The 15,688-nt window shown below is 66.7% G+C and carries 9 protein-coding genes and 1 tRNA gene; 1 reads left to right on the forward strand and 9 read right to left on the reverse strand.

Annotated features, from left to right (window positions below):
- Window positions 1–15 precede the first annotated feature (15 nt).
- The 5 genes from JQX13_RS52940 to JQX13_RS52960 form a co-directional block, all read right to left on the reverse strand.
- Window positions 16–561: a TlpA family protein disulfide reductase gene (locus tag JQX13_RS52940; protein WP_203406932.1), complete on the reverse strand. Its 546-nt coding sequence runs from the start codon at window positions 559–561 to the stop codon at window positions 16–18.
- A gap of 3 nt (window positions 562–564) precedes the next feature.
- Complete coding sequence (gene mpl / locus JQX13_RS52945) at window positions 565–2,031, reverse strand: UDP-N-acetylmuramate:L-alanyl-gamma-D-glutamyl-meso-diaminopimelate ligase (RefSeq protein WP_203406933.1); 1,467 nt, start codon at window positions 2,029–2,031, stop codon at window positions 565–567.
- A complete protein-coding gene (locus JQX13_RS52950) occupies window positions 2,024–3,199 on the reverse strand; it encodes a serine hydrolase domain-containing protein (protein ID WP_203406934.1) in 1,176 nt (391 codons plus the stop codon). Before JQX13_RS52950 ends, mpl begins: the two co-directional genes overlap by 8 nt.
- Complete coding sequence (locus JQX13_RS52955) at window positions 3,196–4,107, reverse strand: S66 peptidase family protein (protein WP_203406935.1); 912 nt, start codon at window positions 4,105–4,107, stop codon at window positions 3,196–3,198. The genes JQX13_RS52950 and JQX13_RS52955 overlap by 4 nt, the downstream gene beginning before the upstream one ends.
- Window positions 4,108–4,224: 117 nt before the next feature.
- On the reverse strand, window positions 4,225–5,364 hold the full coding sequence (locus JQX13_RS52960) for an RsmB/NOP family class I SAM-dependent RNA methyltransferase (protein ID WP_239014410.1): 1,140 nt from the start codon (window positions 5,362–5,364) through the stop codon (window positions 4,225–4,227).
- Between the two features lie 198 nt (window positions 5,365–5,562).
- Between JQX13_RS52960 and JQX13_RS52965 the strand changes: the two genes are divergently transcribed.
- Window positions 5,563–5,635, forward strand: a tRNA-Asn gene (locus JQX13_RS52965).
- A 277-nt stretch (window positions 5,636–5,912) separates the two neighbouring features.
- Here JQX13_RS52965 and JQX13_RS52970 read toward each other — a convergent pair.
- From JQX13_RS52970 to pglX, 4 genes are read right to left on the reverse strand one after another with little or no spacing between them, the layout of a single operon-like run.
- Window positions 5,913–6,896, reverse strand: coding sequence for a hypothetical protein (locus tag JQX13_RS52970; RefSeq protein ID WP_203406936.1), 984 nt, complete (start codon window positions 6,894–6,896; stop codon window positions 5,913–5,915).
- Between the two features lie 3 nt (window positions 6,897–6,899).
- Window positions 6,900–8,939, reverse strand: a complete 2,040-nt coding sequence (brxL, locus tag JQX13_RS52975; protein ID WP_203406937.1) for a protease Lon-related BREX system protein BrxL — start codon at window positions 8,937–8,939, stop codon at window positions 6,900–6,902.
- Between the two features lie 3 nt (window positions 8,940–8,942).
- Window positions 8,943–11,501 (reverse strand): PglZ domain-containing protein, encoded by a 2,559-nt coding sequence (locus JQX13_RS52980; protein ID WP_203406938.1) that lies wholly within the window; start codon window positions 11,499–11,501, stop codon window positions 8,943–8,945.
- On the reverse strand, window positions 11,501–15,679 hold the full coding sequence (gene pglX / locus JQX13_RS52985; RefSeq protein ID WP_203406939.1) for a BREX-1 system adenine-specific DNA-methyltransferase PglX: 4,179 nt from the start codon (window positions 15,677–15,679) through the stop codon (window positions 11,501–11,503). Before pglX ends, JQX13_RS52980 begins: the two co-directional genes overlap by 1 nt.
- Window positions 15,680–15,688 lie beyond the last annotated feature (9 nt).

Raw genomic sequence — 15,688 nt, forward strand, 5'->3', positions numbered from 1 at the left:
TCCTCCCTCCTTCGTCTACTTCGCGGGCTCGGCGAGCAGTTCCTCGATCTCCGCCTGGTACTTGGAGAGGAACTCCTCGGCGAAGCCCTCGTGCACGTAGCGAACCACGCCCTTGCGATCAAGCAGCACCGTGGTGGGCATACCGCGGATCCGCAGCACCTTCTCCGACACCTCGGCGTTGGCGTCGAGGAGCACGGGCAGCGTCACCTTCGCCTCCTCGAGGAAGGCGGGAATCCCCCGGGTGTCCCCATCCACGTTGAGCGCGTACACCTTCAGGCCCCGCGAGGCGTAGTGCTTCGCGAAATCCTGGTACATCGGGAGCGCATCGCGGCAGGGCGCGCACCAGGTGGCCCATACGTCGAGCAGCACCACGCTGCCCCGGTCGCTGGCGATGGAGAAGGGCTCACCACCGGGGTAGCGCTTGACGGTGAACTCCAGCGGGGTGGGCGCGGACTCCAGCCCCCCCGGGGAGGTGGCCAGCGCGGGAGCCGTGAGCGACGGCATCTTCTGCGCGCAACCGGAGAGCGCGAGCACGGCCAGGGCGAGGCGGAAGGGACGCATGCCTTATTGTGCCCCCAAGCGGGCCCGCAGCGCGACGAGCAACTTGTCGATGAACCCACCGAAGGCGCCATTGCTCATGACGAGCAGCACGTCACCGGGCTGGGACTCGCGCGCGACGCGCTCGACGAGCGTGGGCACGTCCGAGGCGAGATCCGCGGCGATGCCCTGGGACTTCAGCTCCTCGGTGACACGGGGCACGTCCAGTTCCTCGCCGGTGGGCACCTTGTCGTGACGCTCGGGCACCTTGAGGCTGGCCCTCGTGGCCCCGGTGAAGGAGTGCGCGTAGTCCTCCTGGTGGATGTTGCGGCGGCTGGTGTTCGAGCGCGGCTCGAAGATGGCCCACAGCCGGCGCTCCGGGTAGCGGTGGCGGATGGCGGCGATCGTCTCCCGCACCGCCGTGGGGTGGTGCGCGAAGTCATCCACCACCAGGATGCCGCCAATCTCCGCCCGCACCTCCTGGCGGCGCTTCACCCCGCGGAAGGTGGCCAGGCCCTTGGTGATCTCCTCGAAGGACAGGCCCAGCCCACGCGCCGCGGCGATGACGCTGAGCGTGTTCTCCACGTTGTGCAGGCCGGAGAGCGGCAGCAGCGCGGTGCCCAGCACGGTGCCACGCTCGACCACCTCGAAGCGGGCGCCCTCGGGGCCGAAACGCACGTTGCGCGGGGTGTAGTCCGCCTCGGCGCCCTCCTTCGCCACGTAGGTGATGACCTGGCCCTGGCACGCTTGCGCCAGCTTCACGGCGTTGGGGTACGCGGCGCACACCACCAGCCGGCCGTCCTTGGGAATCAGCCGGACGAACTTGTCGAAGGTGGACTCGTAGTGCGGCAAGTCCCGGAAGATGTCCGCGTGGTCGAACTCCACGCTGGTGAGGATGGCCGTCTTCGGACGGTAGTGAAGGAACTTGGAGCCCTTGTCCCAGTAGGCCGTGTCGTACTCGTCGCCCTCGACGACGAAGTGCGGCCCCTTCCCCACCCGGTAGTTGCCCGAGTAGTTCTGCGTGACGCCGCCCACGAGGAAGGACGGATCCTTCCCCGCCTCCACCAGCACGTGCGCCATCAGCGAGGACGTGGTCGTCTTGCCGTGCGTGCCGGCCACCACGACGGAGTGCGCCCGGTCCAGGAAGAGCGAGCCCAGCGCCGCCGGGAAGCTCATCTGGGCGATGCGGCGCTCGCGCACGGCGGTGGCCTCGGGGTTCACCCGGCGGATGACGTTGCCGATGATGACCAGGTCCGGCTTCGCCACGTCGAGGTTCTCCGGACGGTAGGGCGTGAGCGCCTGGATGCCCCACTCGCGGAGCATGTCGCTCATGGGCGGGTAGACGTTCTCGTCGCTGCCGGTGACGTCGTAGCCAGCGGCCTTGAGCATACCGGCGAAGGAGCCCATGCCCGTTCCGGCCACGCCGACGAGGTGGATGCGGCGCACCGCGCCGGGGGTGATGGTTTCGAGGACGTTGCCGTTGTCGTCAGCCATGTGCTTTCGGGGTGAGGTCGCTGAGGCCGAGGGCCTGCACGACGAGATCGTGGAAGACGGGGCGGAAATCGCGGATGCGAACTTCCTTGCGGCCATGCGCCACGCGGTTGGTGACGAGCGCCACCACGAGCGAGCGGCGCAGGTCCACCCAGAGACTGGTGCCGGTGAAGCCGAGGTGGCCCACCGCGCCCGGAGGCGTGTCACCGATGAAGTGGCCCGCGCTGGACAGGCCCTGGGAGGGCGAGTCGAACCCCATGGAGCGGGTGCTGCCCTCCAGGATGGGATCGCTGGCCAGCGCGCGGTACCAGAGCGGACCGGGAGCGATGGAGGGCTCCCCCGCGCACCCGGCGAGGACGGCCTGGCCGAAGCGGGCCACGTCCACCGCGGTGCCGAAGAGGCCCGCGTGACCGCTGACGCCGTCCATCACCCAGGCGTTGTCGTCATCCACCTCGCCGGGCATCGAGGCACGGGAGGGAAGCTCGCCCCACATCCCGTCCTGACCGGGAGCGGGCTCCCGAGGACGGGTGGCTCCGGTGGGCGCCACGCGGCCATCCGTGGGGAAGTCCGTGAGGCGGTGGAAACGAGCGGAGAGCCCGAGCGGCTCGGCGACATGGCGCGAGAAGAGGACGTCCAGGGGCGCGCCTCCCGCACGGGCCAGAATCTCTCCCAGGAGGATGAAGCCCACGTCGCTGTAGGCGGTGGCGGTGCGCAGCGGAGCCACGAGCGGGGTGCGCGCGGCGGCCTGGATGACCTCCTCACGGACTCGGGCGCGGGTAGCCGAGGGACAGGAAGGCTCGAGGAGCTCGGGCGTGGAGGTGAGTGCCTCGGCGAAGAAGGGCACGAAGGGCGGCAGGCCCGAGCGGTGATAGAGCAGGTCCGCCACCGTGGCACCCGCGTCCCCCACGGGCGAGCCCGGGTAGAAGCGGGCCACGGGCGTCTCGGGACCGACCTTGCCCTCGGTCCAGGAGCGGAGGAAGAGCGCGGTGGTGCAGAGCACCTTGGTGAGGGAGGCCAGGTCGAAACGCGTGTCTCCGGTGACGTTGCCGGCCACGCCGCCAAAGACCTGGGCACCCCGGTGCATCACCACGGCCTGCGCGGCCGGGAAGATGCCGAGTGAGACGGCCTCCTCGAGAACACCCTGGAGCTCCGCGATGGGGTGACTGCTCATGCCTGCACCGCTCCTTCGAGGAAGGTGAGGCGGGCGGCGCCAGCATCCAACCGCACCTGGGTGCCAAGGGCGACGGGGTAGTTGGGGATGTCGTGGCCGATGGGGAAGCCAGCGGCACACGGCACCCCCGCCTCCTCGGCGAGCGAGCGCAGGACATCCGCGCTGCTGTAGGGAGCGGCCTTCTGCTCGCAGTCGGTGAAGTCGCCGAGCACGATGCCACGCACCCGGTCGAAGACGCCCGCGAGCATCAGATGGGTCCAGATGCGGTCGAGCCGGTAGGGGCGCTCGCCCACGTCCTCGAGCAGCAGGATGGCCCCGTCGAGCGATGGCATGTAGGGGGTGCCCAGCAGCCGGGACAGGACGGAGAGGTTGCCCCCGAGGAGCGGGCCCTCGACGACACCGGGGACGAAGGTGGCCTTGCCCTGGAGCGGCGGCGGAGGCTCTGGGGATTCGAGCAGACGGAAGAGGTACTCCTGGACCTCGGGCGGCTGCTTGCCCAGGTGGGTGAGCACGGGCCCGTGGATGGTGACACGGCCGAGCCCCTGGAGCGGCAGGTGGACGGCGGTGACGTCGGAGAAGCCGACGAGCGCCGTGGGAGCCATGTCGGCGAGCGGGAGCGAGGGCAGCAGACGCATGCACCCGTAGCCACCGCGGGCACAGAAGATGGCGCGGGCCTCACGGTCGACGAGGGCGCGGGAGAACTCCTCGGCGCGGCGCGCATCGGTGCCGGCGAGGTAGCGCCAGGACTCATAAAGGTCGGGCCGGAAGACGGGCGAATAACGCTGCCCGATGACGCCGAGACCGACCTCGAAGCTGGGACGATCGAAGGGGCCGGCGGGGGCGATGACGTGGACGGTGTCGCGGGGACGCAGCGGGAGGGGCTTGAGCCAACGCACGGGCGCCTTCATAGCACCCGGTGCGCGAGAGTCTCCGAGCTTCGAACACGACATGTCCGAGGGACAACCTCCCCTCTCCCCCCGGGAGAGGGCCAGGGTGAGGGTGCCTGCCCCCTCGGGTTCCACCCCCTACCCGTCCGCCCGCTCCAGGACGGCGGCGAAGAACCCATCGGTCCCGTGCGAATGAGGGGCACAGAACAAGAACCCCTCCCGGACACACGAAGGGTCCAACCACCCCGCCCCGGGAGGCACGAGCCTGAACCCGGGACTCTCGCGCAGGAACCCGAGGACCACGTCCTCGTTCTCCGCGCGGTTCACCGTGCAGGTGGCGTAGACCAGCCGGCCCCCGGGGCGCACGAGACGACCCGCCCGCGCGAGGATGTCGCGCTGGACACGAGGCAGCTCGGACAGGGACGAGGGGTCGATGCGGAAGCGCGAATCAGGCCCGCGCCGCAGGGAGCCCAGCTCCGAGCATGGGGCATCCACGAGCACCCGGTCGGCGAGCACACCCTCGGGAGGCGAGCGGAGCACCTGGACGATGGAGACCCCCGCCCGTGAACACCGCTGAAAGAGACGGTCGAGCCGCCCGGCATCCGGGTCGTACGCGAGGAGCCGACCGCGGTTCTCCATGGCGGCACCGAGCTGGAGCGTCTTGCCTCCGGCACCGGAGCACAGATCGAGCACCGTCTCCCCGGGCCTCGCCTCGACGAGCAGACCGAGCAACTGACTGCCTTCGTCCTGGACCTCGAAGAGCCCCTCGCGGAGGGAGTCGAGCCCATAGAGGTTGGGCCTGGGCCCCACGACGTGGAGCGCGAGGGGACTGAGCGCACCGGGCCGGGTCTCGACGCCCTCGGAGCGAAGCCGCTCCCCGAGGGCTTCACGGGTGGTCCGCAGCGGATTCACACGGAGGGTGATGGAACCGGGGACATTGAGGTGGGCGCAGAAGTCCTCGGCGGCGGGGCCGAGCTCACGGACGAAGTGCGCCGCGAGCCAGTCGGGCAGCGACCAACGAAGGGCGAGCGACGGAGGCTCCTCGGAGACAAGGGCCGGCGGCGTCTCGAGCCCGGAGAGCCGGGCCGCATCTCCGGAGGGCAGACCGGCGAGCCGGTGCAGGAAGACATAGATGAGCGAGGGAGCGGTGGCCTCTGGAGTGCCGAGCAGGAAGCAAAGCCGGCGGCGCCAGAGGCCGACGTTGAAGACGACCTCGGCGAGGGCCTGACGCTGCTCGCGAGAGAGGAGCCGGTGAGCCCGGAGGGTCCGATCGAGCACCCGCTCGGCGGGAGAGCCCGAGAGGACCAGGGAGAGAGCCTCGGCGGCGGTGGAGGCGAGACCATCGAGCGCCGACCAGGGAACCGAGCGAAGTCGTGACAGCGGGTCAAAACAGGATGTTGACAGGACGGACTCCGTTCTTTAGAAAGCACCTCGTTGTCGCGGCGGCCCACACGGGCCAACGCGCAGCGGACATATTCCCCGATAGCTCAGCCGGTAGAGCGGGTGACTGTTAATCACTAGGTCCGAGGTTCGAGTCCTCGTCGGGGAGCTACCTGGGTCTGCACGCGAGCACGCAGGCCCGAGGGTTTCAACAGCGGCCCCGAGGAGCAATCCTCGGGGCTGCTGGCTTTTCCCCAAGGATTCCGCGGGTTCTGCTCCTCCCCTCTCGTGAGACGAGCAGGGACAACGCAGACGCAGAGAATCGATCTCGCGCTCGAAGCATGTCCGTGGACAGCCTTCGTGGGCTCTCTGGGGCCTCCTGGGGAGAGAAAAGCCGAGAGAATTTAACGGCGGGGGGCCTTTGGGCGGGCCGGCGCCGCTGGCGTTTAACCGGCCACTGCATCCGCGCTCTCCATCGACGCCGCGAAGGGGCACAGCGCAGGCACGCAGCCCCCGCAAGGCGTTGTGCGCGCGGCGCAGGCGTCCCCTTGAGCCACACGGTTTGACTTCGAGCAGAACACGTAGAGCGCCTGCTGCACGAACCTCGGCGAGTAACGTGGCAGGTCGGCGCGGAACTCGCGGAGGTCGATCTTCGCGGCCTGCTCGCGCACCCACCTCTCGCGCGCGTCGTACGTCCTGGGCGCGCCCGGATCCCGAAGCGCATCGGCCGCGCGCGCGACGTTCGTGTCGACCACGACCAACTCGTTGCCGTCGACGGTTGGGAACCACGGCGTGAGCCCTGAAGCGAGCGCCGGCGTCGAGAGCGCGCTCACGAACATAGTCGCGAGTTTCCTCCCGACCCGGTGGATGCTCGCGAAGTGCTCGACGAGGAGCGCGGCCCGCTCTGTGGGTGACGACTCCACCTGGCACACGCGCTCAAGCAGCACGTTCACACCGCCTCCCTTCCAGAGCCGGAGCCATGCCGAGGTCGGGAGCTTGCCCATGTCGCCCATGCGGTTGAAGACGACGGTGGCGTCCTTCACGTGGCAAGGGACGCCAGGGCAGGTCTTGCAATCCACCCTCTCGTCCGTCTTCGTCACGTCGCAGCCCTTCTCGAACGCTTTGACGGAGCCAAGCGTCGGGCACGCGTGGCGCGTGGTGGCTCGCTTCACGCAGGCCACATCGGCGACGATCCGCATCGACGCATGCGGCAGCGACCGCTGCCGGCGCATGATCACCACGTCGCGCAACGCCTGGTACATCGCGAGCGTGACGAAGAGACGGAAGATGGCTGCGTCAGTTCCTGCCGCGAGTTCGTCGGGCGCGACCGCGAAGGCGCCGACGCGCGCGGGGTCGCAGTAGAATGGGGCGGCCCATTCCTCGTGGCGCCCGAGGTACCATCGAACGGCGCCTCGGAGAGCTTCCTCCACGACTCAGCTCCCCAGGACCTTCATCGCGGCGGTCTTCGCGTCGCCAAAGAAGATCGGGTCGACGTGCTCTATGATGTCGGCGCTCACGTCGAGGAAGTTCCGCTTGTTCTCGATGGGGATGAGGGCGCGCTTCGCGCCGTTGTCCTTCGCCACCTGGAGCGGCTCGGTGAGCGAGCGCAAGGGCTTGATATTCCCTTGGACGCTCATGTCCCCGAGGATGAGGAGCGCGGGGCTCACGGGCGCCTTGCGCAGCGCCGAGTAGGCCGCAACGAAGAAGGCGACGCCGAGCTCGGCCTCGACGCGGTTGGCGAGCAGGTCGATGACCTCGACATGGAGGTCGGAGACGTCGAGGTCGCGTGCGATCCCCAGCTCCGACTTCTTCGTCTGCAGAAAGCTGAAGGCTCGCTGCACGGACTCCTTCATCGCACCCGCCACGCCGCCCGCGAGCTTCAACTTGCCCGTGCCGCTCGAAACGGAGACCTCGACCCGATAGAGGCCGACGGTCCCGTCGGCTGTGACGCCCGCGCTGTAGACGGTGCCAGGGGCGAGCGGATCGGTAGAGATGAGATCGCGGCCACCCTGTTCGGGCACACCGACGAACTTCTCGTCGCCGGTCGCGTTGTCCGAGTAGCTGAAGGACGTGTGGTAGTACTCGAAGGAGCCCATCTTCTTGAGCTGCTCCTTCACGCGGCGGCGGCCTTCGATGGCCAGCTCGAGAATCTCGCCGAGTTCCTCCTGCGTGATCTCGCCGTGCGGGAAGAGGATCTTCATCAGGCCCGAGACGGTCTTGCGCACCGCCTTGCGGTCGCGGGCATTGAGGTGCGCGCCGAGCGAGAAGTGGCGGTCGATGACCTCGGTGAAGTTGTGCTTCCTCATCTCGCGGAGCGCCTCGGCGAGGTAGTCCACGACGAAGCCGTAGTGGCTCGTGAACATCTCGTTGCGCATCTTTGGGATCTCCCAGCCTGGGAGGTAGAAGTGCATCCGGTCGATGAACGCCATGTCATCGCGGATGATGTCCGGCATCGGCGCGAACAGGTGGCCGGTCTGCACCATCACGTCGACGGGCTGGTTCGTGTTGCCGAACATCGCGATGCTCGCGTCCCCTGAAACCGCTTCCTGCCCGCGCTGGAAGGTGCCCGACTCGCAGTAGGTCTTCATCGTCGTGATGACCTCCTTCGGCATCTTCTGGAGGTCGGCGACCTCGTCGAATCCGACGACGTCCCAGATCTGCACCATGCCCTTCTGGCGGCCACTCATGTGGCCGAAGAGGTTGGCGACGGTGGTGCCGCCGGTGAGCAGCGCGGAATACGGCGAGACCTCCTGCACGACGTAGCTCTTGCCCGTACCGCGCGGCCCGAGCTCGACGAGGTTGTAGTTCCGCTCCGCGAGCGGGATGAGGCGCACGAGGAAGAGCAGTTTCAGTCGCCGCGACATCTCGCTGGGCTCGTAGCCCATGCTGCGCATCATGAGGTCGAGCCACTCGTCGGTCGTGAACTCGCGTCGGACACGGCGGTACTCCTCGAGGTCGAAGGTCGCGATCTGGATGGGCGTGAGCTTGTCGATCCAGAACGGGTTCTTGCCCTTCGACTCCTCGTCGTACTCGAAGCGCATGTCGACCTGCGCCCAGACGCCGCCCATGACGAGGCGCTCGTAGTCGCGCACGTAGTGCTCGGGCACGTGGACGTTCTTGTGGCCGAAGTTCGTGACCTCCGCCCAGTAGTCCGAGTCGACCAGACGCACCTTCACCTTGTCGATGAAGGTGTGGCGCCCGCGGTCCTTCACCATCGCCTGCGCCTTCATCGACTCGTCGGAGCGGATGTAGTTGTTCGCGAGGGTGTCGTTGACGACCTGGAGTCCCATCTGGATCGCGACTTCGTCGCTCGATGCGCAGTACTTCCCGAGGAGGAACTCGAGGACGAAGACCGGCACGTTGGCGCCGACCTTCACCTTTCGGACGAGGTCCTTGCGCACCACCTTCCCGGCGAACAGGCGGTTGACCTTGTCGTCGAGCGCATCTCGTGTCGGAGCTGCTCCGTGGCTCATGGCTTACACTCCAAGTCGAACCGGGATATCGGTGGGCGATCGGTAAAGCTCCGCGTCGGTCGTCGGGTCCTGCACCACGACGCGCAGCGAGGCAACACTCTCGTCGCTCAGCAAAAAGGCGAGGGTCACTGGCTTGTTCGGCTCGAGCTTCACGGTGCCCGTGGCCCGATCGAACTGAGCGTCCACCGCCATGCCCACCGCGCCGACCTGCTTCCCAGCCGCCATCAACAGCGGCCGGACCTGGATGCCCGTCGCGCCGAGCAGCATCTGCTTCGCGCCGTAGATGAACGTGACGCTGAAGATGCGGTTGGTCACCGCCTCGGGCAGACCGCTGGCCTCGAGCGGCTCTGCCGACGGGCGCGCCGAGTCGCGCGTCTTCGTGCGCACGGTCAACACTGGGATGACCATCTCCTGCAGGGACGGTCCGCCGTGGTGGAAGGCCAGGTCACCGCCCGCCTTGAAGACGCCTGTGGCCGCCGGGAACACCAGCTCGAGGTCCGAGGCATAGCCGAGCTGCGTGGCCGAGACGCGCACGCAGCCCGCCGACGTCGCACCGCCGCGCCCGATCCAGCAGCGCCGGTGCAACTCGACGCTGTCGCCGCCTGGCGCGTCGGTGCGCATCGACTCGTCGCGGTCGGTGGCGAAGAACAGATGCCCGTGGTCGGCACTCACCACCGCGTGCTCGACGCCCGCCTTGGCCAGCTTGCCGATAGCGAGCTTGAGGTTGTCGATGACGCTGTCCATCACCTGACGCGCCTGGAACGTGAAGCCGGTCTCGCCTGCGTGGTCGATCTCCTGGGACCGCACGAGGACGACCTGCGCGCTCTCGACCTTCTTCGCCAGCTTCGACGGCTGCAACGACAGCAGCTCGTCGAGTGCGAGGTCGACCAGCTTCGGCACACGCGCGGCAGCGTGCTTCTTGCGGGCCAGAAGGTCGGGCAGGAAGGCGTCGTCGATGCGAGCGCCCAGCTTGTCCTTCTCCTCGACGACCGAAAAGCTCGACGAGGCCCCGGGCATCAGTGCCGCCATGCCGATGGGCGTGATGCTTGGGAGCGCGCCTACCGCCGCACGCACAGCGACCTCAGAGGTCTTCGGCAGACGCTCGGCCAGCTCGACTCCCATCTCGAAGCGCATGGCGTCGACGAGAAAGTAGGCGACGGGCTTGGGCTTGGCGCTAACCACCTCGCTCCAGATGCGCGTCTGGTGCAGAGCGCTGGGCACCGTCCACCCGGCCTTGCCGAGGGCCTTGGTGAAGCCCTCGGCCATCGTGTGGACCGCGTCTTCGTAGGCGCGGCGCACGACCGCGAGCGGGCGCTCATCAGGGTCTTCATCGAGCTTCGAGACGACGAACTCGAGACGTCGCTGGGCCTGGTCGAGGCGAAACCAGCCGGACCCGGACTGCGTGACGTAGGCGTCGAGCCACGCCGCTGCATCTCCCGAGGTCTTCCCGACTGCTGCCTTCACTTGGACCGCTAAATGGCCGAGCTCGGCCATGCGCCGAGTGGCCTCCCACTGGGCCTTCCGAGCGACGTCACGGTCAAGCCAGAAGCTCTGTTCTCGCTTGGACACGAGCGAGAGAGCGCCCTCGAACTTGCCGTTCGCGATGAGATCACCGGCGTGACGGAGCAGCGCGCGCTCCTCGAAGCGAAACGTGTCGATGGAACCGAGCGCGCCGGGGGGTAGCTTGGCGTTCTTGAGCCCCAGCTCCTCCTCAACGCGGTCGGCGAGCGTCGCGTAGGTGTCGGCGTGGCCGGTGCGCAGGCGCCGGGCGAGCTCGCGCACGGCCGACTCCTCGTCCTTCGTGGGTGGCTTGGCGACGCTGTCGAGTGAGGCGGGCGCGTCACACGAGAGGTCGAGGCGGAACTCGCCTGCGAGCACGAAGCGCAGCACGATGGCGCGCAGCTTCGCGAGCGGCGAGTCGGCCACGAGGTCCAAGCCCAAGCGTGCCTTGACGAGCTTGGTCAGTTCGCGCGTCGCCTCCTTGCTGACGATCTCGGCGTCGCGCGCGTCGCTCACGAGCCACGCCGTGAGCAGCCCATCGTTGCCGCTCGCATCGTGGAAGATGCTCTTCAAGATCGACGGCGGCTCCGCGCCCGAGTTGCCCGCCGCAGCGAGCGCGAGGTCCTCGTAGGAAACCTTGCGATCGAAGGGCAGCATCTCGTCGACGACGCCGAGCGTGTACTTCTGGAGCAGAACGTTCTTGGCGAGCTGCTTCAGCTCGGGCTTCCAGGTGCGACCGGCCTTCTCCAACTCCATCAGCACCGAGGCCTTCGCGTCATGGGCGAGGCCGGGGATGTAGACGACCAGCGCGTCGGGCTTGTCGCCGCTGACGAGGGGCTCGACGACAGCGCGAAGCTCGAACAGCGAGCCCGCGTACTCTGCGAGGCTCGCCTTGATGCCGGCGACGCCCACCGCCACGGGCTCGCTCGCCGCGCGCGGCCCACCGCGCACCTCATCGACGAAGGGTCGGAACTCGCCGCGCTCGTCGTACCAGACGACGACGCGACGGTCCTTGAGCTTGTCGGCGAGCTGCTTGGCCACGTAGTCGTGAAGCGGGTGCATCAGGCGTCTCCTCCCTCGGCGGCGGCAGCGGCCTTGCGACGGCCACCGCCCTTGCGCCCGGTGCTCTTGCCGCTCGCCACGGGCGCTTCGAGCAGGCTCTTCAGCGCCGAATTCACGGCGGGCGACGTGCGCTCCTTCACGAGCTCGTCGACGCTCTTGGTCGGCGTCTTGCGGGCGGTCCACTTGCCGTTGGTGCCCTCGACCCAGAACACGTCCTCAAGCCCATGGGCGATGGCGAGGCTGCGATCCTTGGCGCATTTCGGTACGACACGATCTGGCCACACGTGCATAGCCGTGTGGGACCAGTCGAACTCACCGCTCTCAAGCGAGTGCCACGCTTCGCGGCACTCGGTCTGCCACGCGCGCTGGCCTTGAAACAGACGCCATAGTGGCGCGCACGCCACAACAGTCCCATCGTCATGGTGAGGCGCCCAGAGGTTCGCCGCAATCCGCAGTTGCTCCGCGAACTGCTTCAATTCCTCCAGAAAGCTCTCTTGGCCTTGCAGCTCGCGCCGCTGGCGCGCGCTCTCACCCGCCGAACTGCGCTTTTCTGCGAGCACGGCTTCCTCATGCCGGATCTTCGGAGAGACGAAATCCTGCAAGACGGCGAACAGCGTTTCCTGGGTCATGGTCGGGTAGTAGAGCCAAACCGAATACCGGGAGCTCTTGCAGCCCATCTGCAGATACACAGGGGCTTTTCTGCGGGCGTCTTGGTATCGCCTTACATGAAGCTCGAAGAAGCGCTTCGCGATCCAGGAGCGCAGATCGCGCTCCTGTCCGCAGAGCGCCCTCTCAATCTCTTCGAATACCGGATCGGCGCGCTCACCCCAGCGGGCGGCTAGCGCGTTCTCTATCGCAGTGATGATGTCTGACGCATGTCCCGCGTCATCGACAAGGACGACCGGTTTGCTCGCCTCGCGCCGTGCAGCTCCTGCGGACGGACGCGCGAACAACTCTTCGAGCGTGAGCGTCCTGTCGAGCGCGGGGCGCGCATCAGCGCGCCACCGAGCGAAGGCAATACCGATCGCAAAGCTCAGCTCCTTGGCCGCAGCCTCCTGGAGCTCGGCCTCGCCTGCCGACAAGTCCGTACTGAGGACCTCGGCAACGGTCGACGCCGAGGCGCCCAGAAGGTGCGCGACAAGCTCAAGCTTTCGATCCGAAATGTACGATTTCTTGGTGAGCTGCCGGCGCGCACCAAGCTCGGCAATAGCGCGCTCCATCAGCCCTTCAGGACTCATTTCATAGAGCCGCAAAGCGTCGTCGCGACGCGCCTGTTCCAGGACCGGGTACGAGTTCGGGTGCGGGCCGACGAGGTCGTCCAGTAGCGACGACTCTTCGTCAGCAAGGGAATAGTACGTACGAACCGTCTTCTCGATCGCCTCGTTGTGCCGCAGAACCTTGGCGAAGGCGTTCAGCTTCCATCGGGCAAGATCTGTCGCCGCTTCATGGATGCCGATCGCGTTGCCTACGAATGTGCCGGCGAACGTAGCCGCCGTTTCGTCCATGGAGGCCAGGTGCCAGTAGACGGAGGCGGACTCTACGACGCGCGCCAGGGTGTCGTCGTCAGCATCTACCAGGGGTGCGGGGATCTGGTTCAGTAAGCCAGAGCGATATCGCTTCGCAGCCGAGCCCGAGAAGGCGTTGTCGCCGGAGCCAACGAAGCTCTCGGTCACCATCTTGAACACGCGCGTGTAAGCACCGCCGAGATAGGCCAGGCACTTCTCGCGGCTGGCGCACTGAATGGCTATGCCCGTGCCGCTAAAAGCTGCACCAGGCGGCAAGACGCGCGGACTGAAGTCACTCGTTGTTCGCTCCGGGTAGGTGAGACCCTCGGTGAAGTAGTATTCGCTGTGGTTGAGCCAGGGCGTCCAATCCGCTGACCCTTGGAGGCGAAGCCGCTTGTCAGCCAGGTACGCTTTTAGGAGATAGCCGTTCGCTCCCCAATCAACTGTAAGGGTGAGATCCTCCCAGAACGGCTGATACTCGCCGCCCTTCGCGATCGGGACCCATCGACCAGCCGAACCGCCAATTACCTCCCACCGAAGACGCAGAAACCGAAAATCATCGGTGGTCTGCATTCCATGGCGTGCCGCCCCGCCGGACTCAGCCAGAGGCGGAAGCGAAACAATCTTTTCCAAGACCGCCTTCGGCAGCCAGTAACAGAGCACCTGCAGTGGAACTCGCCGAAACTCCGCTACCGAGTGAGTCCACTTCGTGACGTCTCGGCGATCTTCGCGGTGGAGAAAGTGGGCGCGAACCGCGGTCTCTTTCTCGCGCGACTCCAGCACCCGATAGAAAGTGGACTCTCCACTGCGCCCTGGCTCGAGAACGAACGCAGCAGCCTCGACCATCGCCGCATCAAGGACCCCGTACCCGAGATCGAGCAAGACGGCGGGCGGCGCCGCGTCGAGCAGAACATGCTGGCGGAACCATTTGAAAGTGTCTACCGCGAGAAAATTCCGCGACGTGATTGCACCAACGAGCCCTCCTGGTGCCAGGAGCTCGGTCACTCGCGAAACAAATGCGAGGCCGATGTCCGTCTTGAAGTTCGAGTACGCATCGTCGAAGTACTTCTTCCCGCGGGTTGAAGCCTTTCCGAATGGCGGGTTCATCAGCGCGACGTCAAACCGCGTCTGCAAGAGGTCAATCAGGGCTACGCCATGAGCTGCGTTCTCGCTGAACAGGCGACGGCGAGTGCCTACAAGACCGGCCGCGGCTTCGGAGTAGCTTGCGAGCTGCTGAACGAGTCTTTCCTCGGCAACATGCCAGAAGTCCGACGAGCCCTCCGCGGTCTGATCAAAAAGTCTCCCCTGCCGCGAGGACGACTCAGCATCGGACACGAGTCGACGCATCTCTCCCTCGATGCGAAGGAGCACACCGAGTTCGGACGCCAGCTCAAGGCGTTCACAGATGGCTTCAAAAAGTATCCGCAACGGAGGCGGCGAGACGCTCTCCGCAAACGCGACGCGCAGCTCCGATTCCCCTGGCATCGGTTCTGCCACGACAATATTGGTGCGAGATATGGGCTCACGGCACTCGCGCCGGACTCCGTTGCGCGTCCACCAGGATTGCGCACGCATCCAAAGGGCGAGCTCTGCGATCTGTGCGCAGCGATCATCAATATCAACGCCGAAAAGATTGCGGCGGAGGATTAGCGCCGGCGCGGCAGCTCGCAGCTCCTCGATGTTCGGATAGTCGCTTCTGAGGGTGGCTCCCCCGAGTTCAGGCGCCCAGTCTGCGCGCGCCCAGGCCTCCTCGTAAATGATTGTCAGAATGTCAAATGCATACAGGAGAAAGTGGGCCGACCCACACGCGGGATCGAGGACTCGAATATCTCGTGGATCTTTCGCGGCTCGCGGCTCCCACTGCTCATTGCGAGGAACAACGAGGTAGCCGCATTTCGTGAGCAACGACGACGCGGCACCGTACATCTCCACCCACTGCCGGGCTAACGTGTTGTCGACAAGGAACTCAACCACGTACCGGGGTGTAAAGAACTGATTGCGGATGGCTAGTTCGCGAGAATCGCGCGGGGCCTGCGATTCCTCACGCATGTCACGCCGCTCTTCGGGCGAGTTGAAGTACTGATAAACCCAACCGAGCGTTTCATCCTCCTTCCACGCAGGCGCAAATTCGGGCTCGTTCAGCAGTGCGAGCAGCGACTCGAACGTTTGGCGCCTGGGCCAAAGCACCGACGAGGGATCCCGCCGGTCGAAGAGGACCTTCACCTCGGTCGATAGCTCATCGAAGAGGGACTCGATGTAAAGCCGGTAGCCGGCGCTGTCGGGCAGGAGCGGCAGGCCCGGCGCCATGCCGCAGAACTCGCGGTAGCCCGCTGACTGCTCGCCCTTGGTGATGCACTCCTGCACCAGCTCGCGAGCCTCGAGCATCTTGAGGGCGACGAAGCGGTTGAGCGTGGTGAACGCGGCGTCGCGCAGGTAGTCGGCGACCGAATCCGCGGCATTCATCCCAGCGGAGCGCTTGTGCTCGATGGCGGCAACGATGCGCTCGCGCGCGAACGCTTGCCTCGCCGAAAGATGCCCCCCCGCCTTCGCCGCGACAGTTCCGTCACGATGGACATCAAAGTCGCCCTCGAGCTGGGCGGAGAAATCCTCCTCGAGTAGCTTCCGCGCCTTCTGGGTGGCGCGTTCGATGGCGTTGCGTGTGTCCTTGTCCATCTCTCGGGC

It is taken from the genome of Archangium violaceum (assembly GCF_016859125.1).
Classification (GTDB): domain Bacteria; phylum Myxococcota; class Myxococcia; order Myxococcales; family Myxococcaceae; genus Archangium; species Archangium violaceum_A.